The sequence below is a fragment of the Vibrio phycocola genome, from assembly GCF_053850235.1.
Window position 1 is genome coordinate 111,347 of sequence record NZ_JBSQDJ010000003.1, and the last position, 24,972, is coordinate 136,318.

Annotated in this window: 21 protein-coding genes and 2 tRNA genes; 19 read left to right on the forward strand and 4 right to left on the reverse strand. The window is 42.1% G+C overall.

The window, feature by feature from the left end:
• Positions 1-58: 58 nt before the first annotated feature.
• On the reverse strand, positions 59-1,351 hold the full coding sequence (locus ACWU4D_RS06705) for a peptidoglycan DD-metalloendopeptidase family protein (RefSeq protein WP_456050633.1): 1,293 nt from the start codon (positions 1,349-1,351) through the stop codon (positions 59-61).
• 130 nt (positions 1,352-1,481) lie between these two features.
• On the opposite strand from ACWU4D_RS06705, the gene tyrS reads away from it, so the two are divergent.
• Entirely contained in the window at positions 1,482-2,669 is a 1,188-nt protein-coding gene (gene tyrS / locus ACWU4D_RS06710; RefSeq protein ID WP_456050634.1) for a tyrosine--tRNA ligase, read from the forward strand.
• A 47-nt stretch (positions 2,670-2,716) separates the two neighbouring features.
• On the opposite strand, the gene dacB is transcribed toward tyrS, so the two are convergent.
• Positions 2,717-4,144, reverse strand: coding sequence for a D-alanyl-D-alanine carboxypeptidase/D-alanyl-D-alanine endopeptidase (dacB, locus tag ACWU4D_RS06715; protein WP_456050635.1), 1,428 nt, complete (start codon positions 4,142-4,144; stop codon positions 2,717-2,719).
• A 201-nt stretch (positions 4,145-4,345) separates the two neighbouring features.
• Between dacB and ACWU4D_RS06720 the strand changes: the two genes are divergently transcribed.
• The 3 genes from ACWU4D_RS06720 to greA all read left to right on the forward strand — a co-directional run bounded on the left by ACWU4D_RS06720 (position 4,346) and on the right by greA (position 7,339).
• Positions 4,346-5,344 (forward strand): GlxA family transcriptional regulator, encoded by a 999-nt coding sequence (locus tag ACWU4D_RS06720; protein ID WP_456050636.1) that lies wholly within the window; start codon positions 4,346-4,348, stop codon positions 5,342-5,344.
• 36 nt (positions 5,345-5,380) lie between these two features.
• Entirely contained in the window at positions 5,381-6,520 is a 1,140-nt protein-coding gene (locus ACWU4D_RS06725) for an MFS transporter (RefSeq protein WP_456050637.1), read from the forward strand.
• Between the two features lie 345 nt (positions 6,521-6,865).
• The gene (gene greA, locus ACWU4D_RS06730) at positions 6,866-7,339 is read left to right on the forward strand and encodes a transcription elongation factor GreA (protein ID WP_456050638.1); all 474 of its coding nucleotides are present in this window, start codon (positions 6,866-6,868) and stop codon (positions 7,337-7,339) included.
• A gap of 84 nt (positions 7,340-7,423) precedes the next feature.
• Here greA and yhbY read toward each other — a convergent pair whose 3' ends face one another.
• Positions 7,424-7,720 (reverse strand): ribosome assembly RNA-binding protein YhbY, encoded by a 297-nt coding sequence (gene yhbY, locus ACWU4D_RS06735; RefSeq protein ID WP_456050639.1) that lies wholly within the window; start codon positions 7,718-7,720, stop codon positions 7,424-7,426.
• 119 nt (positions 7,721-7,839) lie between these two features.
• On the opposite strand from yhbY, the gene rlmE reads away from it, so the two are divergent.
• The 15 genes from rlmE to nlpI all read left to right on the forward strand — a co-directional run bounded on the left by rlmE (position 7,840) and on the right by nlpI (position 23,961).
• Positions 7,840-8,469 carry a 23S rRNA (uridine(2552)-2'-O)-methyltransferase RlmE gene (gene rlmE, locus ACWU4D_RS06740; RefSeq protein WP_456050640.1) on the forward strand — a complete coding sequence of 210 codons (630 nt, stop codon included), beginning with the start codon at positions 7,840-7,842 and terminating at the stop codon, positions 8,467-8,469.
• A 108-nt stretch (positions 8,470-8,577) separates the two neighbouring features.
• Positions 8,578-10,536, forward strand: a complete 1,959-nt coding sequence (gene ftsH, locus ACWU4D_RS06745) for an ATP-dependent zinc metalloprotease FtsH (protein ID WP_456050641.1) — start codon at positions 8,578-8,580, stop codon at positions 10,534-10,536.
• Positions 10,537-10,624: 88 nt separating this feature from the next.
• The gene (gene folP, locus ACWU4D_RS06750) at positions 10,625-11,455 is read left to right on the forward strand and encodes a dihydropteroate synthase (RefSeq protein ID WP_456050642.1); all 831 of its coding nucleotides are present in this window, start codon (positions 10,625-10,627) and stop codon (positions 11,453-11,455) included.
• Positions 11,456-11,494: 39 nt separating this feature from the next.
• Positions 11,495-12,835 carry a phosphoglucosamine mutase gene (gene glmM, locus ACWU4D_RS06755; protein WP_456050643.1) on the forward strand — a complete coding sequence of 447 codons (1,341 nt, stop codon included), beginning with the start codon at positions 11,495-11,497 and terminating at the stop codon, positions 12,833-12,835.
• A 230-nt stretch (positions 12,836-13,065) separates the two neighbouring features.
• The gene (gene secG / locus ACWU4D_RS06760) at positions 13,066-13,410 is read left to right on the forward strand and encodes a preprotein translocase subunit SecG (RefSeq protein WP_456050644.1); all 345 of its coding nucleotides are present in this window, start codon (positions 13,066-13,068) and stop codon (positions 13,408-13,410) included.
• 22 nt (positions 13,411-13,432) lie between these two features.
• Positions 13,433-13,516 (forward strand) — tRNA-Leu (locus ACWU4D_RS06765).
• 54 nt (positions 13,517-13,570) lie between these two features.
• Positions 13,571-13,647: transfer RNA gene (locus tag ACWU4D_RS06770), tRNA-Met, on the forward strand.
• Positions 13,648-13,876: 229 nt separating this feature from the next.
• Positions 13,877-14,332 (forward strand): ribosome maturation factor RimP, encoded by a 456-nt coding sequence (gene rimP / locus ACWU4D_RS06775; RefSeq protein ID WP_456050645.1) that lies wholly within the window; start codon positions 13,877-13,879, stop codon positions 14,330-14,332.
• A 20-nt stretch (positions 14,333-14,352) separates the two neighbouring features.
• Positions 14,353-15,840, forward strand: a complete 1,488-nt coding sequence (gene nusA / locus ACWU4D_RS06780; protein ID WP_456050646.1) for a transcription termination factor NusA — start codon at positions 14,353-14,355, stop codon at positions 15,838-15,840.
• Between the two features lie 24 nt (positions 15,841-15,864).
• Positions 15,865-18,573, forward strand: a complete 2,709-nt coding sequence (infB, locus tag ACWU4D_RS06785; protein ID WP_456050647.1) for a translation initiation factor IF-2 — start codon at positions 15,865-15,867, stop codon at positions 18,571-18,573.
• Positions 18,574-18,713: 140 nt separating this feature from the next.
• A complete protein-coding gene (rbfA, locus tag ACWU4D_RS06790; RefSeq protein WP_456050648.1) occupies positions 18,714-19,109 on the forward strand; it encodes a 30S ribosome-binding factor RbfA in 396 nt (131 codons plus the stop codon).
• Positions 19,109-20,056, forward strand: coding sequence for a tRNA pseudouridine(55) synthase TruB (truB, locus tag ACWU4D_RS06795; RefSeq protein WP_456050649.1), 948 nt, complete (start codon positions 19,109-19,111; stop codon positions 20,054-20,056). The genes rbfA and truB overlap by 1 nt, the downstream gene beginning before the upstream one ends.
• A 133-nt stretch (positions 20,057-20,189) precedes the next feature.
• On the forward strand, positions 20,190-20,459 hold the full coding sequence (gene rpsO / locus ACWU4D_RS06800; RefSeq protein WP_456050650.1) for a 30S ribosomal protein S15: 270 nt from the start codon (positions 20,190-20,192) through the stop codon (positions 20,457-20,459).
• A gap of 273 nt (positions 20,460-20,732) precedes the next feature.
• Positions 20,733-22,862: a polyribonucleotide nucleotidyltransferase gene (gene pnp / locus ACWU4D_RS06805; RefSeq protein ID WP_456050651.1), complete on the forward strand. Its 2,130-nt coding sequence runs from the start codon at positions 20,733-20,735 to the stop codon at positions 22,860-22,862.
• Positions 22,863-23,064: 202 nt separating this feature from the next.
• Positions 23,065-23,961: a lipoprotein NlpI gene (nlpI, locus tag ACWU4D_RS06810; RefSeq protein WP_456050652.1), complete on the forward strand. Its 897-nt coding sequence runs from the start codon at positions 23,065-23,067 to the stop codon at positions 23,959-23,961.
• A 127-nt stretch (positions 23,962-24,088) separates the two neighbouring features.
• On the opposite strand, the gene ACWU4D_RS06815 is transcribed toward nlpI, so the two are convergent.
• Positions 24,089-24,967 carry a U32 family peptidase gene (locus ACWU4D_RS06815; protein WP_456050653.1) on the reverse strand — a complete coding sequence of 293 codons (879 nt, stop codon included), beginning with the start codon at positions 24,965-24,967 and terminating at the stop codon, positions 24,089-24,091.
• Between the last annotated feature and the right edge of the window lie 5 nt (positions 24,968-24,972).

Genomic DNA, 24,972 nt, shown 5'->3' on the forward strand with positions numbered 1-24,972 from the left:
TTAAAAAAGCCCATAATTCGCGTAATTATGGGCTTTTTAATTTTGTTTATTCGTCGCTCTATTTTGAGTAGAGAAATTTAGCGTAACGTTCCAGTTTCTCTAAACGTATTTTTGCATTCGCTAAAAAGGTAGTCTTATTTTTTCCTGTGAGTGACTTAGACAAAGGAAGAGATACTGTTCTTGGGTTTTTATGTACGCCGTGTACTAAAAATTCATAATGAAGGTGTGGCCCAGTCACTCTGCCTGTGCCTCCTAACGTTCCGATGGTTTGACCTTGCTTCACACGCTGTCCAGTTTTCACAGAACGCCGGGTTAAATGAAGATATTTGGTGACATAGGTATTACTGTGCTTAATAAACACATAGTTACCGTTAAATTGGTTTCTTGCTGACTTAAGAACCACACCATCACCCGCAGCCCAAATAGGAGTGCCGACGGGCGCGACATAATCTGTTCCACGGTGAGGTTTTACCTTACCAGTTACGGGATGTAAGCGCTTGGGGTTAAAGTTCGATGAAACACGTCGAAAATCGAGTGGGGAACGAAGGAAAGCTTTTTTCATCGCTCTGCCTTTATCATCGTAGTAATCACCGGTTTTATCATCAAGAATTGCAGTGAAGGTTGTCCCCTGATTTACAAAGACTGTTGCGATGATATCACCACGCTCAACTACCTCGCCTTCAACCACTTTTTCTTGGTAGAGTATTTTGAAGCTGTCGCCTTTACGAATATCCAGCGCAAAATCGATATCCCAACCAAAAATGCCTGCAAGTTGCATAATTTGGTTGGCCGTTAATCCAGCACTGCTTGCGGCATTCCAGAAATTAGACCGAATTTCAGATTGCGCGTAATTATATTGGTAGAGGATCTCTTTTTTATCGATTTTTGAGTGATATCCACCATCTTTATTTTTACTTATTACGATGCTTTCGTAGGGACTGACGACACGTCTTAGTTGAATTAAAGCGTTGTTAGAGTCAAACCCAAATTGCAATTTATCTCCGGGCTGCAGTCTAGATAGTTGTTTCTTTATTCCACTGCTGCTGGATGTTAAGTCATGCAGTACTTTCGAAGAAATGCCCACTCTTTGGAATAAAATAGAAGCACTTTCACCGGATTTTACGCTATAGCTTTCCCAGCGAATTGTCGCTGTCGGAGGAATGGATATGCCAGGAGAGAGAGCTTCACTATTGATTGTTAATGGGTAATGACGCCCTGTTTCAAAATGACTCCCATCGGGATCGAGATCGCGAGGATCAGGCAGAAAAAAGAGCGCGATAATAATTAACGTGGTAAAAAAACCAATTAAGAGCCTATGAAGCAACGGAAGTGTAGACAAAATTGACAGCATATTTCGGTTTCATTCTACCAATATTAATAAAATCTTAGAAAGCATAGTCTAACTGGTTTCAAAATGCAGTGCTATTCAAGTAAACTGTCGCATTATCAAATTTATGCCAAATCTGCGGGAGTGAACAAGAATGGCGAATATTGAAACAGCGCTAGCTGAGATTAAGCGTGGTGTCGATGAACTGATTCCAGAAGAAGAGTTGATTGCAAAGCTTAAAGAAGGACGCCCACTTCGCATTAAGTTAGGCGCCGACCCTACAGCACCAGATATTCATCTTGGTCATACTGTGATTTTAAATAAATTACGAACTTTTCAAGATCTTGGTCATGAAGTTACATTTCTGATTGGAGACTTTACCGGCATGGTCGGTGATCCGACAGGGAAGAACACAACTCGTCCTCCGTTAACTCGTGAAGATGTTCTGCGAAATGCAGAGAGCTATAAAGAGCAAGTATTTAAAATTTTGGATCCAGCTAAAACTAAGATTCAGTTTAACTCCGAGTGGCTGTCAGAACTTGGTGCTGAAGGAATGATTCGTCTTGCAGCAAACCAAACGGTTGCTCGTATGTTAGAACGAGATGATTTCAAAAAGCGTTATGCCGGTGGGCAGCCAATTGCGATTCATGAATTCATGTACCCGTTACTTCAAGGTTATGACTCGGTTGCGATGGAAACTGACGTTGAGCTTGGTGGTACTGATCAGAAGTTTAATTTGTTGATGGGACGAGAGTTACAAAAATCAAATGGTCAGAAACCACAAGTTGTTTTGATGATGCCATTGTTGGTGGGATTAGACGGTGAGAAAAAAATGTCTAAGTCTGCTAATAACTATATTGGCGTCTCTGATGTCCCGACCGAAATGTTCGGTAAAATTATGTCTATTTCTGATGATTTAATGTGGAGTTACTACGAGCTGCTGTCATTCCGTCCTTTGGCGCAAATTGAGCAGTTTAAATCAGAAGTAGCAGCTGGAACGAATCCACGTGATATAAAAATCTTGTTAGCAAAAGAAATTATTGCTCGTTTTCATAGTGAAGCTGACGCTGATGCTGCTGAGCAAGAGTTCATTAATCGTTTCCAAAAAGGAGCGATTCCAGATGAGATGCCTGAGTTCAGTTACGACAATGGTATTGCGATATGCAATGTACTTAAAGAATCTGGGTTAGTTGGCTCAACATCAGATGCGATGCGAATGATTCGCCAAGGTGCGGCTAAAGCAGATGGTAATAAAGTAGAAGATACTAAATGGGTACCAGAAGCAGGGACCTACGTACTTCAAGTGGGTAAGCGTAAGTTTGCTCGCGTGACTATTGCATAGATATCATTGCTGTTTTAATGAAAGCCAGAGTCGTCGACTTTGGCTTTTTATTTAGAGCTTTTCACAATATATTGATAAAATTCCCTTTCAAATAGAGGGAGCTGCGATTTTTGCTTTTTGGTTTCTGGAAAATAATCAGTGACTAATTGGACGAATGCAGAACTTGGCTTCCCAGCTTTGTCTAAACCAAATCCAGCCATATTATACGTTCCATAGAGCGATCCACTTTTGCCGATAATTGCGCCTTTCACTGGTGCCTTTCTCATGCTGGACCGATTACGAAGAGTGCCGCTTTCTCCCGCTTTTGCCATTGATGCGACAAGATGAAGTTTACTATCGTTTTCAGCGATGTATTCGAGGACGTCAACCAATTGTTTGGCACTGAGTCGATTACTGCGTGAAAGCCCACTCCCATCATAAATTTGAGCCGTATCTAAGTTAATGCCTTCTTTCCCCAATACTTCTTTCATGGCTAAAGCCGCATTGGAAAAACTACCCGGTTGGTTGTAAAACTTTGCGCCAATTGTTTTAGCGATGTTATTGGCTATCAAATTGTCCGATCTATGCAGCATTGTGGTGATCAAATCTGATAGTACTGGAGAACGTTTAATCGCGAGTAATTGCTTTTCTTTCTTGCTCGTAGGTGTGCCGATTTTTATGTCGCCATCAAGCTTGATTTTTAGTCTCTTCAAGATGGAAACAACTTGCTCTTTTGCATAAAGAGATGGAGCACGTACGGCAAATTTTAAAGGGAGAGGGTCGTTACGAAAAGCAAGGCAACCGTCGAGGTGATAGTGGTTTTCTCTCGTGGAATATAAATCTAGAAAGCAGCGCTTTTTCTTTTGCTCTTCAAGAGATACAGCAACACTTGATGTTGTGGCGACAACAGGAAAGGCTTTAGGGACATAAACTCGGGTCGTACCATCATCATTTGTATAGATTGAGCCGTATACACAATTTCGGTCTAACGTTACAGCACTTGATGGCGCACTATAACATACCCCTAAGATATCCCAAGGCCAGCCAACTGCGGCTTCATACCCATCAAATTGGCTATTATCAATCCAAATATCACCTTTAATTCTCTTAACACCACTGAAGGTCAATTTAGAGAGCAGTTGAGACAGATCTTTTGTCGTTAAGGTTGGGTCGCCACTAAATTTGATAATGATGTCGTTATTGGCTCGCAGTAATGATGTGGTGAAACTAAAACTGTCCCCTAAGACGAGCTTAGCAGCTGTGGCGGTTAGTAATTTTAATGTACTTGCTGGTGGAAACAGTTCATTTGATGCAGAACCAAATGTCTGCGTAGGGAAGCTAGGCTTTCCCACTGGAGATACTGTCGCAGTATAGCGAGCGGGCAATTGGATATTCTGTAAATTCTTGTAAGTCGATGGCTGCGCAGAATTAACCATCATAGGAGAAAGAGCAAGAAAAGGAATAATGTAAAAAAAACAACGAATAAACTTAGCCACAGAACCATCTTAGTTTAAGAATTATTTGTCTAGTATAACGTTAAAAAAAGTGAGTGCCATCAAGCCAGAGTGAAAAATTATAATGTTTAGTTTTAATCGAATGAGAAACACCGTTTTTGTCCGGTTTAGTGGTGATTATGTCCTATCGGCCAGAGTTTTTGTGATTATACTGGGTTCATCAAATACGATTGAAAGGTGCTTATGCTAGAACACCAAGTCATTAAAATTGCATTGATTGCTCATGATGGAGCGAATGCCGTCGATGTGTTCGGGCCATTGCAGGTCTTTTCCAGTGCCAATTATATTCTGCGTAAAATGCACCCTGAGCGCGATATCGTTGGCTATCAAACTTGCCTCGTTAGCCTGACAGGCGTTCAGTTTCAGCTTGATACTCAAACCCGTGTTATAGCTGATGCTTTGATTGATGAAATGGCAACAATAAAACCAGATACCTTAGTCATCGCAGGAGGACACCAAGCTCCGGAGGTTGCCTCTCAGAGTCAAGTTATGGATACACTCATTCCACATATTCATCAGACTCGACGTGTCGCTTCGGTGTGCAGTGGTGCTTTTATATTGGCAGCCAGTGGAGTGCTAGATAACCGTCGAGCTACAACACATTGGGAACGCTTTCCGGTATTTTCTAAGCGCTTCCCCAAAGTGCGTTTAAAAATGGATGCTTTGTTTACAAAGGACGATAAGTATTATTGCTCTGCAGGTGTAACCTCGGGAATTGACCTTGCATTGAACTTGGTGCAGGAAGATTTCGGTCGTCGTGTTGCGTTAGAAACGTCCCGCGAGATGGTGGCATTTTATCATCGCCCTGGTGGACAAAATCAGTTTTCTAGTATTGATGGTATGAAACCCGCCAAAACTGAAATATTAATTAAGGTCCAAGATTGGATAGAACAACATCTTGATTCTAACTTGGAAGTTTCTCAATTGGCTGAAATTGCGGCGATGAGTGTGCGTAATTTCTCGCGCAAATTTACCCAAGAAACAGGTCTGTCACCATCACGTTACATTGCTATCGCTCGCTTGAACAAAGCTCGGCTAATGCTGGAAGAAAGCACTTATTCCATTAGTAGGGTGGCTCGTGTTTGTGGCTACCACAATAGTGAAACTCTACGTCGTTCATTTGCCCGAGAGCTGAATGTATCTCCTTCGGAATATCGTAAACGCTTTCATGTCAACGCTTAATTATTTCACGTTCACGCCTAACTATAGGAATGCATTATGCCCCCAAAAATTATTATTCTAGCGGTTGCTCAGAGCTGCTACTGGTTCGCGGTGCTGATTGGTATCAGTTTATCTTCTATTATCGGTATTAAGTTAGCTCCCCACGCTTCTCTTGCGACATTGCCATTTGGGTTAGTAAGCTTGGGGGCATTGATAAGTACTTATGCGTTATCTGTACTGATGCAGCAGCGTGGACGTCGATTAGGATTGAGACTGGGAGCATTTTCTGGAGCTTGTTCTGCGTTTATATGTGCAGTATCAATTTATATTGAGAGCTTTTCTCTGTTTTGTTTGGGAAGTTTGTTGATGGGGGGGTATCAGGCTTCTTCGGTTTTTTACCGCTTGGCAGCCATGGACGAAGCGCCAGAATCTAAAAAAGGTAGCGTGATGGGGTGGGTGTTGTCAGGCAGTTTACTGGCGGCCGTTTTAGGCCCAACATTGGCTAACTATGCAAATCAATGGTTTAGTGAGCCACCTTACCTTGGCGCGTATTTGTTTGTTGGCATTTTTGCCGTGATTGCCTTTTTATTGCTTGGTGTGTTGAGTAACCCTGTGATCAATAACAACACGCCTGCGCATAATACCCGTCGCTTTTTACGCAATTCAACTTACCGTGTCGGAGTGATCAATACGGCTTTCGGACAGTTTGTGATGATGCTAATGATGGTCGTCACGCCGCTTGCGATGCACGCTCATGAATACTCAACAGATCAGGGTGTTTCTGTGATTGGTTGGCATATTATTGGTATGTTTTTTCCCTCCTTTTTCACCGGTAAATTGATTGATCGTTTTGGTACCAACGCGATAGTTTACGCTGGTTTAGTTATATTTTCTTTAAGCGCAATTTCTACCGTTTTCGGTATGGTATTGATGAACTTTTATGTCAGCTTGTTCCTACTTGGAGTAGGGTGGAACTTTTTATATATGTCTGGTACTGGCCAATATTCTTCGGCAATAGATGTAGATGAGAAAGGTAAAGGACAGGGCGTTGCTGAGCTGATTATTGCGTTTTCCAGTATTATCGCAGTGATTGGTGGAGGGGTGCTGATAAACTGGCTTGATTGGCAGCAGTTGAATTATGGTGTGTTGGTGTTATTACTCGGTATGGCAGCCTTGAATTTGTTCGCGCGTGATTAAGTTTAACTCATGCTAAAAAATTAAGTGCTTGGTGATTTTTGTCGTATCGAGAAGGCGGAATTTTAGGTTTTTAGGTATGTTTTGCCATGTAATGCAGATCTGAAATCAATGTACTGAAGTGAGTCAGTCATGATTCTAGCCAGTGATCATGGAGTAAAAGCGTGAAAGTTGTTTTAAATTCGAAAATTTTCTGAGCCATCTCTTGATTTCAAGTGATCTAATGCCCATGTTTGTTTACACTGAAATTAAGAAATTGATATTGAACTACCTAACCCCATCGGTTGGGTAGTTTTGTTTTGTCCAAAGTTGTTTGATCCAAAAGCAGTTTTGGCATAGAGGTATATTATGGAAAACGTTCCAATGACATTACGCGGTGCTGAACAACTGCGTGTTGAACTAGATAGATTACTAAAGCTTAGACCTAAAATTACTCAAGCTATTGCTGAAGCTCGTGAACTCGGTGACTTAAAAGAAAATGCCGAATACCATGCTGCTCGCGAAGAGCAGGGGATTTGCGAAGCTCAAATTCGAGATATCGAATATAAACTTTCAGTTGCTCAAATTATCGATGTAACCACGATGGAAAATACCGGTAAGGTTATTTTCGGTACTACGGTTACCTTGATCAATGTTGATACCGATGAAGAAAATCGTTATCAAATTGTTGGTGACGATGAAGCTGATATTAAAGCGAGCCGTATATCGGTTAGCTCTCCAATCGCTCGAGGAGTCATCGGTAAGGTCGAAGGCGACGAAGTTACCATCGTGACGCCAAGTGGTGAGAAAGTGTTTGAAATTGACAAAGTTGACTATATTTAATCAGCTAACTGAGCCACTTTTAAATGACAAAAGGTCGCTAATGATTAGCGACCTCTTTTGCGTAAACGATGATATAAATGTCATTTATTTACGTGGAAGTTCAATCTTACGTTGTTCAGACTGACGATAAAGCACGAGTGTTTTTCCGATAGTTTGAACTTTTTCTGCGCGCGTTTCGCGAATAATAGCATCGATAATTAATACTTTGGTTTCTCTATCTTCTGATGCTATTTTTACTTTTACTAGCTCATGATGATTGAGCGCGAGATCGATTTCCGCCAGAACAGCTTCAGTAAGCCCGTTTGCTCCAAGCATTACAACTGGTTTTAAGCTGTGTGCTAGGCCTTTAAGATGCTGCTTTTGTTTCGTACTTAGGTTCATTGTGCGGCCAATTTATTTTTGATTAGGGTTGAAAAGTCGCATTTTAACGCCATCTATGCAGGAAGACTATATTTTCTAGTCTACTTTCTTAAATAGACATGATTTTAATTAGGTCCTCGATGAGTAAACAAAAACATTCAGCAAGTTCTGGTCGTTGGTTAAAAGAACACTTCGATGACAAATATGTCAATGAGGCTAAGAAGAAAGGCTATCGTTCGCGTGCGATTTTCAAGATAGAAGAAATTCAGAATAAAGATAAGTTACTTAAGTCAGGAATGACGGTTGTCGATTTAGGGGCAGCTCCTGGCGGATGGTCTCAATATGCTGCTAATATCGTTGGAGGAGAAGGCCAAGTTATTGCTTGTGACATCCTACCTATGGATTCGATAGCCGGCGTAGCTTTTCTTCAAGGGGATTTTCGAGAAGATGCGGTTCTGGAAGCACTTTTAGAAAGAATTGGACCAAATATGGTTGATGTTGTTATGTCAGACATGGCACCAAATATGGCTGGGAATTTATCAGTCGATCAGCCAAGAGCAATGTATTTAGTTGAACTGGCACTTGATATGTGTCGCCAAGTTCTGGGTCCAAATGGTTGTTTTGTTGTGAAAGTTTTTCAAGGCGAAGGCTTTGATCAATACATACAAGAAGTTCGAAATATGTTTAAAGCGGTAAAAATTCGCAAACCAGATTCTTCCCGTGCACGATCACGAGAAGTTTATGTTGTTGCGACTGGTTACAAAGGGTAACCATTTTATGGGGATAGGGCACTGAGAACACTATAGCGACAAGTTATAATCTGTAGTACCCTACCTTTAATTACAACTAGTTATCGAGAGGCTTGCACCTTGAGTGACATGGCAAAAAATTTAATCTTATGGCTTGTTATTGCTGTCGTTTTAATGTCTGTATTTCAGAGCTTTGGCCCTGGTGATGCAACAGGGAAATCGGTTGACTACACCACATTTGTTAGTGAAGTTGGGCAAGGGCAAATACAAGAAGCGCAATTCAAAGACAGTCAAATTACGTTCACTCGTCGTGGTAGCACCACTAGTAACGTTACGTATATGCCGGTTTATGACCAAAAACTGCTTGATGATTTGATCAATCAAAACGTGAAAGTAGAAGGCACTCCACCAGAAGAGCAAAGCTTATTAGGGACTATCTTTATTTCGTGGTTCCCAATGATACTTCTTGTTGGTGTTTGGATCTTCTTCATGCGCCAAATGCAAGGCGGTGGTGGTAAAGGTGCGATGTCATTTGGTAAGAGCAAAGCTCGAATGATGACAGAAGAGCAGATCAAAACTACTTTTGCTGATGTTGCTGGCTGTGATGAGGCCAAAGACGATGTGAAAGAGTTGGTTGATTACCTACGTGATCCAAGTCGTTTCCAAAAGCTGGGTGGTAAAATTCCAACAGGTGTTTTAATGGTTGGTCCTCCTGGTACGGGTAAAACCTTACTTGCAAAAGCAATTGCTGGTGAAGCGAAAGTACCATTTTTCACAATTTCTGGTTCTGACTTTGTTGAAATGTTCGTTGGTGTCGGTGCTTCGCGTGTTCGTGATATGTTTGAACAAGCCAAGAAAGCATCACCATGTATCATCTTTATCGATGAAATCGATGCAGTAGGTCGACAGCGTGGTGCTGGTGTTGGTGGTGGTCATGATGAGCGTGAGCAAACACTAAACCAGATGTTGGTTGAAATGGATGGTTTTGAAGGTAACGAAGGCGTTATTGTTATCGCTGCAACCAACCGTCCTGATGTACTTGACCCAGCATTACTTCGCCCCGGTCGTTTTGATAGACAAGTTGTTGTTGGTCTACCAGATGTTCGTGGACGTGAGCAAATTCTTAAAGTTCATATGCGTAAAGTTCCTTTGGCAGGTGACGTTGAACCTTCATTGATTGCTCGTGGTACACCAGGTTTCTCTGGTGCTGACTTAGCTAACTTAGTAAATGAAGCCGCACTATTTGCTGCTCGTGGAAACAAACGTAATGTCTCTATGGTTGAGTTTGAATTAGCAAAAGATAAGATCATGATGGGTGCTGAGCGTCGATCTATGGTTATGTCGGAAGAAGTCAAAGAATCAACGGCGTACCATGAAGCAGGCCATGCTATTGTTGGGCGTTTAGTTCCAGAGCATGACCCAGTTTACAAGGTTTCTATAATTCCTCGTGGCCGTGCACTTGGTGTGACGATGTACCTGCCTGAGCAAGATCGAGTAAGTATGTCTCGTCGACATTTGGAATCGATGCTTTCAAGCTTATATGGTGGTCGATTGGCTGAAGAGCTAATCTATGGCGCAGATCAAGTTTCAACTGGTGCTTCGAACGATATCGAACGTGCGACTGATATTGCGAATAAAATGGTTACTAAATGGGGTTTCTCTGAAACTTTAGGACCGCTTTTATATACTGAAGAGGAAGGTGAAGTTTTCCTAGGACGCAGTTCAGGCAAATCTAAGCATATGTCTGATGACACAGCTAAAGCCATTGATATAGAAATTAGAACCTTAATCGATCGCAACTATCTTCGAGCTAAAAAGATACTTGAAGAAAATATGGATATTATGCATGCAATGAAAGATGCATTAATGAAATATGAAACAATCGATGCTGGTCAAATCGATGATTTGATGGAACGTAAGTCAGAGATTCGTGAACCTGCCGGTTGGGTTGAGCAAGATAAAGCTGCGCAAGAAAAGCGAGATGCAGCTGAAGAAGATAAAAAAGTAGATTCAACTGTCGAAAATTCTGAAGAAGAAAAACCAGAAGAAACGAAGGAAGAATCGAAAAAAGACCAAAACGAAGAATAAAGTTTTGGAGATAATGAAGCCCTGAGTTTACTCGGGGCTTTTTATTAGCTAAAGCAAAAGAGATGGAACACGTTTAGATAGGAAAGTAATGCAAATATCCACATCAACCAAGACGCTAGATCTATCATCCCCTCAAGTCATGGGTATTTTAAATACGACACCTGATTCATTTTCTGATGGTGGCCAATTTACATCTGTTACTCGAGCTTTAAAACAAGCTGAATGTATGATTGCCTCGGGGGTATCGATTATTGATATCGGAGGAGAATCTACACGACCGGGAGCTCCTGATGTTGAGTTAAACGAAGAGTTATCTAGAGTTATTCCTGTTATCAAAGCGATACGTGAACAACATGATGTTTGGATTTCGATTGATACCAGTAAACCGGAAGTTATGAAACAGGCTATTGCGGCTGGAGCTGACATTATTAACGATGTCCGTGCACTACAAGAGCCGGGAGCGCTGGAAGTCGCCGCAAAAGCTCAAGTTCCGGTTTGTATCATGCATATGAAAGGTCAGCCAAGAACAATGCAACACAATCCAGAATATTCCGATGTTATGGATGAGGTTCGCATTTTTTTACAGCAACGAATCGCAGCTTGCGAAGAGTCAGGTATAAAGAAAGAAAATATTATTATCGATCCTGGGTTTGGGTTCGGTAAAACAGAATCTCACAACTATCATTTACTCGCGCATCTGAATGAATTACATGCTTTTGGTCTGCCGATACTGGCTGGAATGTCACGTAAATCAATGTTATATAAGCCTCTAAATAAGTCGCCATCTAATTGCTTAGCTGGCAGTTTAACGGTTGCATTAACCGCTTATGAAAAAGGTGCTCAGATTCTTCGAGTCCATGATTTTGAAGAAACCTTAGATGCATTAACTATTGCGAAGTTAATTCACAATAATCGTTAGGCAACGATAGCGATAAAACAATAAAACGAAAGGTACAATATGTCTGAGAAAAGACGTTACTTCGGCACTGATGGTGTTCGAGGAAAAGTAGGGCAATTTCCGATCACTCCCGATTTTATATTAAAACTTGGCTGGGCCGCAGGGCGTGTACTTGCTAAACAAGGCACTAAGAAAGTTATTATCGGTAAAGATACTCGAATATCTGGCTATATGTTGGAGTCGGCGTTAGAAGCTGGACTTGCAGCTGCTGGGTTAAAAGCAATTTTCACCGGGCCAATGCCGACACCTGCGGTAGCATATTTAACACGAACATTCCGTGCTGAGGCAGGAATTGTTATCTCAGCATCGCACAACCCTTATTACGATAATGGTATTAAGTTCTTTTCTGCGGAAGGGACCAAATTGCCTGATGAGGTTGAACTAGCCATTGAAAAAGAACTCGATAAAGATATTGAATGCGTTCCGTCTTCTGAGCTTGGTAAAGCAGCGCGCTTAACCGATGCAGCAGGACGTTATATTGAATTTTGTAAGAGTACGTTTCCATCACATCATGGTTTAGAAAAGTTAAAAATCGTTGTCGATTGTGCGCATGGTGCAACTTATCACATTGCTCCAAGTGTCTTTAAGGAGCTTGGTGCTGAAGTTATTTCAATTGGTGTTGAACCTAATGGCACCAATATTAATGATAAAGTTGGGGCAACAGATGTTAAATTATTGCAACAGCGAGTGCTTGAAGAAAAAGCGGACATAGGACTAGCTTTTGATGGTGATGGCGACCGTATTATTTTAGTTGATGCACTGGGTCATGAAGTCGATGGCGACCAGATTGCATACATCATTGCACGGGATTTACTGCGTAAAGGTGAATTGAAAGGTGGGGTTGTCGGTACTTTAATGACCAACTTAGGAATGGAAGTTGGATTGAAACAACTCGGTATTCCATTTGTCCGTGCTGCAGTGGGCGACCGCTACGTGATGGAAAAGCTAATAGAAAAAAATTGGAAAATTGGCGCCGAAAATTCAGGTCATGTGATATTACTGGATAAAGTGACCACAGGAGATGCGATCGTCGCGGCGTTGCAAGTGTTGTCGTCTATGATTGATAGCGATATGTCACTTCACGACTTAGCAAAAGGCATGACACTCTATCCTCAAGTATTAGAGAATGTACGATTTAGCGGTGATAGTAATCCTTTGGAAGCCGAAGCTGTTCTTGAAGCCGTCGCAAAAGTTGAAAAGAACTTAGGAAGTAACGGACGTGTGTTACTTAGAAAATCAGGTACCGAACCTTTATTGCGTGTCATGGTTGAAGGTCAAGACTCAGAATTAGTTCAACGTTCGGCCCATGACATTGCGGATGCAATCAAAGCCAATTGCTAGATTAAATTGCATTTATTTTCGGGATTATGCTGATTAATTTGCTTATTGGTTAGAGCTTTGTCCTTTTTTTAACCATGTGAAGCATTAAACAGAAAAAAAATGAATTCTTCACTTGTCAGTTTTGTAAGCTTTCGATAGTATTGCGTCCTCCCTCAATGAGGGTCGCGCTAGCTATGTTTTTTCGAAAGAATAACGGCACTGGCTCAACAATTTTGACATAGGTGGAAAACATGTTTTCAGTTCTACTTGTGATTTACCTGTTGGCAGCGTTGGCTATTATCGGCTTAGTGCTGATTCAACAAGGTAAAGGCGCAGATATGGGAGCTTCATTCGGAGCTGGTGCATCAAATACAGTATTTGGCGCTGGTGGCTCAGGCAATTTCTTGTCTCGAATGACCGCAGTTTTTGCGACAGTATTTTTAATCGCTTGTTTGGTGTTGGGTAACCTCTCAACTCACAAAACAGATTCTCAATGGCTTGACCTTGAGGCTCCAGTAGCGACTGAGCAAACTGATGTTGTAAAAGCAGTGGATGATATCCCAGTTGAACCAACTGGCGATGATATCCCAGAGTAATTTATAGAATAAATCGAATATAGCCGAGATGGTGAAATTGGTAGACACGCTAGCATGAGGTGCTAGTGCCTTAGGTGTGAGGGTTCGAGTCCCTCTCTCGGCACCATTGTTTGAGAAGCTTGTAATATAACATTGACGGCGTATAATAGCCGCAATCGGACGCGGGGTGGAGCAGCTTGGTAGCTCGTCGGGCTCATAACCCGAAGGTCGTAGGTTCAAATCCTGCCCCCGCAACCAATCTTAATATTCTGATTGGTAGCAAGTTTCTGCAGTGTAAACCTCACTGCAATTGAAGTGATTTTTATAATCAATTCAATGTTTCAGGGTCCAGCATCTTTAAACCCCGATTATCGGGGTTTTTTGTTATCTGAATGTTTTATGTGATGATATTTATCTATAAAAATCAGATGCTTGCATGGAGTGGTTGATGGGCTCTGAGCCCTTTTTTTGTTTCTGGAGTGGTTTAATGACTGGTTTAGAGAAACAACTGACTGATTTATTAGAATCAGCAGTCGTTGCATCGGGCTACGAATTAGTTGGGTTAGAGTTTATTCGTGCTGGAGCGCATTCTACATTGCGTATCTATATTGACCATGAGAATGGTATCAATGTCGATGATTGTGCAGAAGTGAGTCGCCAAGTTGGTGCAGTACTTGATGTTGAAGACCCAATTTCGGTGGTTTATAACCTTGAAGTATCATCACCGGGATTAGAAAGACCACTTTTTAAAGTAGAGCACTACGAGCAATTTATTGGTCATGAGGTCAGCATCGTTTTAAATATGGCTGTAGGTAATCGCCGTAAATGGAAAGGGACTATCCATTCTATTGAAGGTGAAACGATTACTCTTATTGTTGATAAGCAAGAAGAGCAATTTGTACTTAGCAATATATCGAAAGCTAACCTGATCCCTAAATTTTAAAGTCTTAGAGGCTAGAAGTAATGAGTAAAGAGATTTTAGCGGTAGTCGAGGCGGTTTCTAATGAGAAAGCTGTCCCTCGTGAGCGTATTTTTGAAGCGCTTGAAGTTGCCTTGGCAACTTCGTCTAAAAAGAAGCACAACATCGAAATTGAAGTTCGCGTAGAAATTGACCGCAAATCCGGTGAGTTTACGACATTTCGTCGTTGGTTGGTGGTTGAAGAAGTTGAGTTCCCAACCAAGGAAATATCTTATGAAGCGGCAGTTTATGATGATGAGTCTATTGAATTAGGCGGCTATATCGAAGATGAAATCGAGTCAGTTAAATTTGACCGAATCACCACTCAAACTGCGAAGCAAGTTATCGTACAAAAAGTTCGTGAAGCAGAGCGTGCCCAAATAGTTGAACAATTTATTGATAACGAAGGTGAACTGGTCACTGGTGTTGTTAAAAAAGTGAATCGTGATGCAATCGTTCTTGATCTAGGTAACAACGCTGAAGCTGTTATTCTTCGTGAAGATCAACTTCCACGAGAGAATTTCCGTTCAGGTGATCGTGTTCGTGGATTGCTTTATGCAGTTAAACCTGATGCTCGAGGTTTCCAATTATTCGTTACTCGCTCTAAGCCTGAAATGTTAGTTGAATTGTTTCGTGTAGAAGTGCCAGAAATTGGCGAAGAGCTAATTGAGCTTAAAGCGGCAGCGCGTGATCCGGGTTCTCGTGCAAAAATTGCAGTGAAAACTAACGATCGCCGAATTGACCCAGTTGGTGCATGTGTCGGTATGAGAGGTGCTCGAGTTCAGGCTGTTTCAGGTGAACTTGGTGGTGAACGTATTGATATCGTCCTTTGGGATGATAACCCAGCACAATTTGTTATCAATGCAATGGCTCCTGCAGATGTGGCTTCAATCATTATGGATGAAGATGCAAACTCAATGGATATTGCAGTAGAAGCAGATAACTTGGCTCAAGCTATCGGTCGTAATGGTCAGAATGTTCGTTTAGCCTCTCAACTGTCTGGTTGGGAATTGAACGTAATGACAGTTGAAGATTTACAAAATAAACATCAACAAGAATCGATTCAATCAATCGAACAGTTTATGAAGTACCTCGATATTGAGCAGGACTTTGCAGAGCTTTTGGTTGAGGAAGGGTTCTCGACACTTGAAGAAGTTGCTTATGTTCCAGTAAATGAGTTACTTGAAGTTGATGGTATGGATGAAGATATTGTGGAAGAGCTTCGCTCTCGTGCGAAAGATGCACTAACCACAATGGCATTAGCAAAAGAAGAGTCTTACGGCGACGTAGAGCCAGCAGCGGATTTGCTAGCTCTTGAAGGGTTGGAGCGTGATCTTGCATTCCAACTGGCGGCGAAGGGTGTAATTACATTAGAAGATTTAGCTGATCAAGGTATCGACGATCTTGAAGGGATCGATGGATTAACAGAAGAGCGTGCAGGAGAGCTAATTATGGCTGCGCGTAATATCTGTTGGTTCGGCGACGATGCGTAATTTTTCAGCAGGGGAGGAAGCGGCATGACACAACTAACAGTTAAAGCACTCAGTGAAGATATTGGTACTCCGGTTGACCGCTTAATTGAACAACTTGCTGATGCAGGCATGACAAAAACGAGTTCAGATAGTGTTACCGATGATGAAAAGCAGCAGTTGCTTTCACATTTACGTAAAGAGCATGGTGATAAGTCATCAGATGGCGAGCCAACTCGTTTAACGTTACAACGCAAAACTCGTAGCACATTAAGTGTGAATGCGGGTGGTGGTAAGAGTAAGAATGTTCAGGTAGAAGTACGTAAAAAGCGCACTTATGTTAAGCGCAGTGCTGTAGATGAAGAAGCACAACGTGAAGCGGAAGAGCTAGCTGCTCGTGAAGCTGAAGCGAAACGTGAAGCAGAAGAACAAGCAAAACGCGAAGCCGAAGCGAAACGTGCAGAAGAAGCAAAACGTGAAGCAGAAGAAAAAGCGAAACGTGAAGCGGAAGAAAAAGCGAAAAAAGAAGCCGCTAAAGCAGCAAAACAACCTGCAATTAGTGATGAAGAAAAATTGAAGCAAGAAGCAGCGCGTAAAGAAGTTGAAGAACTTAGACGTCGTCAAGAAGAAGAAGCACTGCGCAAAGCTGAAGAAGAAAGCCAACGTCAAATTGAACTCGCTCGTGAAATGGCCGAGAAGAATAAAGAGCGTTGGTCTGCTGAAGAAGCGAAAAAAGATACTATGGAATCACAAGATGCCGATTATCATTTAACGACTTCAGCAACTGCGCGTGCAGCTGAAGATGAAGCGGATAATAGCGTTGAAGAAGCACCTCGACGAGTGGCTAAACCAGCGAAACGTAAAGCGACTGAACGCCAAGAGCGCGATACAAAGCCTCGTGGAAAAGCAGGAAAAGCTGGTAAAGGCAACCGTGCTCGCAAAGGTAAGTTAGCTAAACCGACTTCAATGCAACATGGCTTTGATAAAAATGCGACGCATACCAAGCCAGACATTATCATTGGCGAAACGATCGTTGTCTCTGAGTTAGCTCAGAAAATGGCTGTTAAAGCGACTCAGGTTATTAAATCTATGATGTCGTTGGGTGCTATGGTTACGATCAACCAAGTCATCGATCAAGAAACAGCTCAGCTTGTTTGTGAAGAGATGGGTTATAAAGTTATCTTGCGTAAAGAGAACGAACTTGAAGAAGCAGTAATGCAAGATCGTGATCATTCTGCAGATGCACTGCCACGAGCTCCTGTTGTTACTATCATGGGTCACGTAGACCATGGTAAAACATCGACTCTTGATTATATTCGACGTGCACACGTTGCATCAGGCGAAGCCGGCGGAATTACCCAGCATATTGGTGCTTACCACGTAGAAACTGATAACGGTATGATCACTTTCCTTGATACTCCTGGACACGCAGCGTTTACAGCAATGCGTGCTCGTGGTGCTCAGGCGACGGATATCGTTGTTCTTGTTGTTGCTGCAGATGATGGCGTAATGCCACAGACAATTGAAGCGATTCAACACTCTAAAGCGGCTGGTGTGCCTCTTATCGTTGCGGTAAACAAAATCGATAAAGAAGATGCAAACCCAGACAACGTTAAGACTGAGTTAGCGCAGCATGATGTTATTCCTGAAGAGTGGGGCGGAGACAATATCTTTGTTCATATCTCTGCTAAACAAGGAACAAATATCGAAGGTCTTCTAGAATCTATTCTACTGCAAGCAGAAGTTCTTGAATTGACAGCTATTTCAGATGGTATGGCATCTGGTGTTGTGGTTGAATCTCGTCTTGATAAAGGTCGTGGTCCTGTTGCGACGATTCTTGTTCAATCAGGAACATTGCGTAAAGGCGATATCTTATTATGTGGTCGTGAATACGGTCGCGTTCGTGCTATGCGTGATGAAACTGGTAAAGAAATTCTTGAAGCAGGTCCATCTATTCCTGTTGAAGTATTAGGCCTTTCTGGGGTTCCTTCAGCCGGTGATGAAGCGACAGTCGTACGTGACGAGCGTAAAGCTCGTGAAGTTGCGAACTACCGTCAAGGTAAGATCCGTGATGTGAAACTTGCTCGCCAACAGAAATCGAAATTAGAGAATATGTTCTCGAACATGGATTCTGGTGAAGTATCTGAGTTGAACGTAGTTCTGAAAGCGGATGTACAAGGTTCGGTTGAAGCAATTGCTGATGCATTGGTGAAACTCTCTACCGATGAAGTGAAAGTGAATATTGTTGGCTCTGGTGTTGGTGGTATCACTGAGACTGATGCAACATTAGCAGCAGCATCAAACGCTATCGTACTTGGCTTTAACGTTCGTGCAGATGCATCTGCTCGTCGTACCGTCGAAGCTGAAAGCCTAGACTTACGTTACTACTCAATCATTTATCAATTGATTGATGAAGTTAAGTCGGCAATGAGCGGTATGTTAGCTCCAGAATTTAGACAAGATATTATTGGTCTTGCTGAAGTTCGTGATGTCTTCAAATCACCTAAACTTGGCGCAATCGCTGGTTGTATGGTTACTGAAGGGCTTATCAAACGTAACAACCCAATCCGCGTTTTGCGCGAGAATGTTGTTATCTACGAAGGTGAGTTAGAATCCCTACGCCGCTTCAAAGACGACGTACAAGAAGTTAAAAATGGTTACGAGTGTGGTATTGGCGTTAAGAACTACAACGATGTTCGCGTTGGCGACCAAATCGAAGTATTCGAAATTGTTGAAATTAAACGTACCATTGATTAATCGACTATGATGGCAACTTCATGCTCTATTAACTATTAATAGCAGCATGAGGTATATCACTATCGGTTGTTGAATACACCATGGGGGGTTGGACATTATCCATCCCCCCATTCTTTCTATCTATGTGAGAGAAATATAAGATGGCGAAAGAATTTAGTCGTACGCAGCGAGTATCGCAACAGCTGCAAAAAGAAATTGCGATGATAATACAGCGAGAAGTTCGTGACTCTCGCCTTGGTATGGTAACGATCTCTGATGTCGAAGTTTCTCGAGATCTCGCTTATGCTAAGGTTTTTGTTACCTTTTTATGTGTTGGAGAGCAAACACCAGAAAGCTCTTTAGCGGCATTGCGTGAGCATGAAGTGTCGATTAGGATGACGTTAGGTAAACGAATTCGTTTGCGCTTAACCCCTGAGATTCGCTTTTACTATGACAGCACGCTTGTTGAAGGGATGCGCATGTCTAACTTAGTCTCTGATACTGTAGCAAAAGACAATGAGCGTAAAGCTGAAGCAGGTCGTGGAGAAGAAGAATAATGGCTCGTCGTCGTAAGGGAAGACCTATTGATGGTGTGTTATTACTCGACAAGCCTACGGGAATCTCATCTAACGATGCTCTACAAAAAGTAAAGCGTATCTTCTTTGCAGAAAAAGCAGGGCATACTGGAGCTCTTGATCCTTTGGCGACAGGAATGCTTCCAATCTGTTTGGGAGAAGCGACTAAGTTTTCACAGTTCTTGCTTGATTCCGATAAGAAATATCGTGTTATTGCTAAGCTTGGCGAGCGGACCAATACATCTGACTCCGATGGTGAAGTGGTTGAAACTCGTGACGTAAATGTCGATCAAACTGATTTATTAGCAAAGATAGAAACCTTTCGTGGCGAAACCGATCAGGTTCCTTCGATGTTTTCAGCATTGAAGTTTGAAGGCCGACCGCTATATGAATACGCCCGTGAAGGGATTGATATTCCTCGTGAGCCGCGAAAAATTACCGTATACGATATCAATTTGCTGCGCTTTGAAGGCGTTGAAGTCGAAATGGAAGTGCACTGCTCAAAAGGCACTTATATCAGAACCATTGTTGATGACTTGGGCGAAATGCTAGGTTGCGGTGCACATGTGATTGATTTACGGCGAACTGAAGTTGCCAATTACCCTTACGAACAAATGGTGAGTTTAGAGCAACTTAATCAATTGCTTGAGCAAGCAAAAGAGCAAGATATTGCACCGAAAGAGCTTTTAGATCCACTACTACTGTCGATGGACACCGCCGTTCAAGACCTCGTAGAAGTGAACGTGATACCAGAGCTAGCTGATCATGTATTACACGGTCAACCAGTACAAGTATTTGGAGCACCTACATCTGGGCAAGTCCGAATTACCGCCGGTGATGAGCGTTTGTTTATTGGTGTTGGCATTATTGATAATGATGGCAAAGTGGCACCGAAACGTTTAGTTGTATTTCGAGACGAAGAGGCTTGATCTTAATTACTTTAAATACTCAATATGCTAGTTGCTATATTGAGGGGAATTCCCTATAATCCCGCTTCCTCGTGTAGGCTGAATCAGAGATTGGCTTACACAAACTTTAAACTTTAACTCTCAGGAGAGAATTATGTCTCTGAATGCAGAAACTAAAGCAGCTATCGTAGCAGATTACGCACGTGGCGAAGGCGACACTGGTTCACCAGAAGTACAAGTAGCACTACTTACAGCTTCTATTAACCACCTACAAGGTCACTTCAAAGAGCACAAAGGCGATCACCATAGCCGTCGTGGTCTTTTACGCATGGTTTCAAGCCGTCGTAAACTTCTAGATTACCTTAAAGGTAAAGATCTAGATCGTTACCACACTCTAATCCAACGTCTTGGCTTACGTCGCTAAGAACTGGATTTTAATAAAAAAGGGGCTTAATGCCCCTTTTTTAATGCCTAAACTTGGCACATTTACTGGTTAGTAGTTTATACTAGCCAGCGTCTTTATTTGTTTTTAAATCAAGACAATTAGGCTCAAACATTACAGTCACCGAAGTCGGCCAGCAGGTCGCGACTACTCAAAAGGGTTTTAATTAAAATAGACTCTTTTTATTAGTCGCGATTAGTAGTGTTTGGAGTATTGATAATAAATATCTAGGAACTCCTAGAAAAGGAAATATTAATGTTCGAAAAACCAGTCGTTAAGACATTTCAATACGGTAACCATACCGTAACGTTAGAAACTGGTGTGATTGCTCGTCAAGCAACCGCTGGTGTTATGGTTACAATGGATGATACTTCTGTTTTTGTATCAGTTGTTGGTAAGAAAAATGCGGTACAAGGCCAAGATTTCTTCCCGCTAACGGTTAACTACCAAGAACGTACTTACGCAGCAGGTAAAATCCCTGGTGGTTTCTTCAAGCGTGAAGGACGTCCATCAGAAGGCGAAACCTTAACTTCTCGCCTGATTGACCGCCCAGTTCGTCCACTGTTCCCAGAAGGGTTCACTAACGAAGTTCAAATCATCGCGACCGTTATGGCAGTTAACCCAGACGTTCAACCTGATATTCCAGCATTGATTGGTACTTCTGCTGCATTGAGCATTTCTGGCCTACCATTCAATGGCCCAATCGGCGCAGCTCGTGTTGGTCATATTGATGGTCAGTTAGTACTAAACCCAAGCCAAACTGAGTTAGCTGAGTCTCGCTTGGATCTTGTTGTCGCTGGTACGCAAAATGCCGTATTAATGGTTGAATCTGAAGCCGATATCCTAACGGAAGAAGAAATGCTTGCTGCAGTTGTTTACGGCCATGATCAACAACAAGCTGTAATCAATGCAATCAATGAGTTTGCTGCTGAAGTTGCAACGCCATCTTGGGATTGGGTTGCACCAGTTGAAAATGTTGAGCTAAAAGCAAAAATAGCAGAACTAGCCGAAACTGGCTTGGTTGAAGCTTACCAAATTACAGATAAAATGGCTCGTTACGACCAAGTTGCCGTAATTCGTGATCAAGTTGTTGAAACATTAGTCGCTCAAGATGAGAGCATCGATACTGCTGAAGTGAAAGATATCTTCCACTCACTGGAAAAAACAGTTGTACGCGGTCGCATTATTTCTGGTGCTCCACGTATTGATGGTCGTGAGAAAGACATGGTTCGCGCACTTGACGTACGTACAGGCGTACTTCCACGTGTTCACGGTTCGTCTTTGTTCACTCGTGGCGAAACTCAGGCTATCGTTACCGCAACACTTGGTACACAGCGTGATGCGCAAATCATTGATGAGTTAACGGGTGAGCGTAAAGATCACTTCTTGCTTCACTATAACTTCCCTCCATACTGTGTTGGTGAAACTGGATTTGTTGGCTCGCCTAAGCGTCGTGAAATCGGCCATGGTCGTCTAGCAAAACGTGGTATCGCAGCGGTAATGCCAACTCCAGAAGAGTTCCCGTACACCGTTCGTGTTGTTTCTGAGATCACAGAATCAAACGGTTCATCTTCGATGGCTTCGGTTTGTGGTACTTCTCTAGCACTTATGGACGCAGGTGTTCCAATTAAAGCATCTGTTGCGGGTATCGCAATGGGTCTTGTGAAAGAAGGCGATGACTTCGTTGTTCTTTCTGACATTCTTGGCGATGAAGATCACCTAGGTGACATGGACTTTAAAGTAGCAGGTAGCTCTAACGGTGTTACTGCACTTCAAATGGACATTAAGATCGAAGGTATCACCAAAGAAATTATGCAAATGGCGTTGAACCAAGCAAAAGGTGCTCGCTTGCACATTCTTTCTGTTATGGATGAAGCTCTTTCTAGCTCACGCGAAGAAATCTCTGAGTTCGCTCCTCGTATCTACACGATGAAGATCAGCTCTGAGAAAATCAAAGATGTTATCGGTAAAGGCGGTGCAGTTATTCGTTCTTTGACTGAAGAAACAGGCACTACAATCGAAATCGGTGATGATGGCACCATTAAGATTGCAGCCACTGAAGGCGCAGCTGCAAAAGAAGCGATTCGTCGTATCGAAGAGATCACTGCTGAAGTTGAAGTTGGTCGTATCTACACGGGTAAAGTTGCACGTCTTGCTGATTTCGGCGCATTTGTGACAATTCTTCCTGGTAAAGATGGTCTCGTACACATTTCTCAAATTGCAGATAAGCGTGTTGAGAAAGTCTCTGACTACTTAGCTGAAGGTCAAGAAGTTCAAGTTAAAGTACTTGAAATCGACCGTCAAGGTCGTGTACGTCTTAGCATGAAAGAGGCCGTTGAAAAGCCAGCTGAAGGTGCTGAAAAGCCAGCAGCTGATGCCGAGTAAATGATTCAACAATAAAGTATCTAAAGGGAGCCATTGGCTCCCTTTTTTTATGTAGGTTTCTTATGATTAGTAGCCTATATTCAATATGTTAATATCGCAATTATTGATACTTTTGTATCAGTAGTTTTAATAGAACGATGCTATAGTTACTAATATGATTAGTGAAAAACTGTAATGCAGTGGAATTACGTAGGAGTTTGAATTGAATTGGATTAAAGCGGTTGTGCTGAGCTTAACTGTATTGCTTGCAGTCGGTTGTTCCTCAACACCACCATCATCATCTTGGGTATTTCCTCCTATGGCACGTCCCCTTCAAGCGCCAGTTGACAAAGAAGTACAGCTTGTTCGTCTTAGCCAATTACTCCAGCGTGACGACCTTTCGGACGATTTGCGAGCTAAAATCTATTTTGAACGTGGTAATAATTACGATCTTCTTGGTCTGAGAAATTTAGCACGTTACGATTTTGAACAATCTCTACGTTACAATCCGGCTCAGTCACAAGTGTTTAATATGCTTGGCGTATATTTTACTCAGGTTGGAGACTTCGATTCCGCGTATGAAGCATTTGGTTCAAGTTTAGAGCTGGATGAAAACAATGTGTTTACAATGCGTAATCAAGCTATCGCCCTTTATTATGGTCATCGCCCTACGATTGCTTTAGAAGAAATCAATAAGTTAAAAAATGCCCAGGTCGATGACCCATTCGCCTTTATATGGTACTACTTGATAGAATTTGAAACTGACCCTGTTGATGCCCATAAAAACTTGAATCAAGCTTACGTTAATTATGGAAATGATGAAGAGTGGGGATGGAACATTGTCGCCATGATGTTGGGTAATTTGTCAGCGACTGATTTATTCAATGAAACATTGGAAGGCACTCGAGATAATCAAGTATTGGCCGAGCGATTAACCGAGGTGTACTTTTACCTAGGAAAGCGAGATGCATTGTTAGGAAAGTATGCAAGTGCCATTTCTCTATTTAAATTAGCGATGGCATTTAATGTATACGAGTATGTCGAGCATCGGTATGCGTCACTTGAATTAGAAGGTATTTACTTCCAATTGCAGCAGCTTGACGAATTACCGGTGGAATGAGAATAAGACTCAAAAATTCTGCTTCGTTTGAGGTTGGCTAAAACGTTTCTTAACATAGCGATATTGCACTCCTGATGCAGTATCGCTATTTTATTTCTATTGCGATTTTGACTGTCGCTATTTGGAACTAGCTGTTGCAGATTTCTAGTCCCGCTAACTGATGCCAATATCCATTGCATTCATAGTTATTCAGCTTTTCTGGATGTAAGCCAGCTTCGTTAGCTTTGAATTTATCTAATTGACTAAAGGTTTCGACCCCCAAAGGACTTAATCGAACTACATCGACAATCCCTTTCATACTTGGTAGGTCATTGATTAAATTGTAGCAATATCCAGACTGAGTTTGGATCCCATTTAGATTAAATACCGCTTGCCCTTCTTGGCTGTTCACTTGAATACCAGTTGGGTAATTGATGCAGCATTTTTCACATTTATCCTTGGGTTTATCTTCTGCGCGAGCAGTAAAGCAACGAGCAGAATAAGCCAGAGGCAGGTAACCGTGGCTGAACAGCTCTATTTCGAACTTGTTCTTTATTCCAAGTTCATCACACCCGGCTAGCGTGTTGATCAGCCAATCACGCGATAACTCTACCGGCATACACCAACGTATCATTCCTTGTTTTAAAAATAGTGCTAAGGTTTGAGCGTTGTAGACATTGACGGCGGGGCCGACGACAAAAGGAATCTTTGCCTGTTGAGCAAGTTGTATCGCAGAAATATCATTGGCTTCAATAATAAACTCACCGTTATCAATATATTGCTTCATCACACTGAGTTCACTTCGTGACTCGAGTAAAGCCATTGTGGATAGCACAACTTGTTTGCCATTGTCAGCAAGAGTTCTCGCGGTACTAAGCCAATCTTCAGGTTTGAACTCTCTACGCTTAGAGCACACTGTTTCACCGAGGTAAATAATATCAGCTTGTGACTCATTTGTTTTGTTGTAAAACGCTTCGGTATCCTGTTTCGACCAAAAATAGAGTAAAGGGCCAAGTGCATATTTCATTAAAT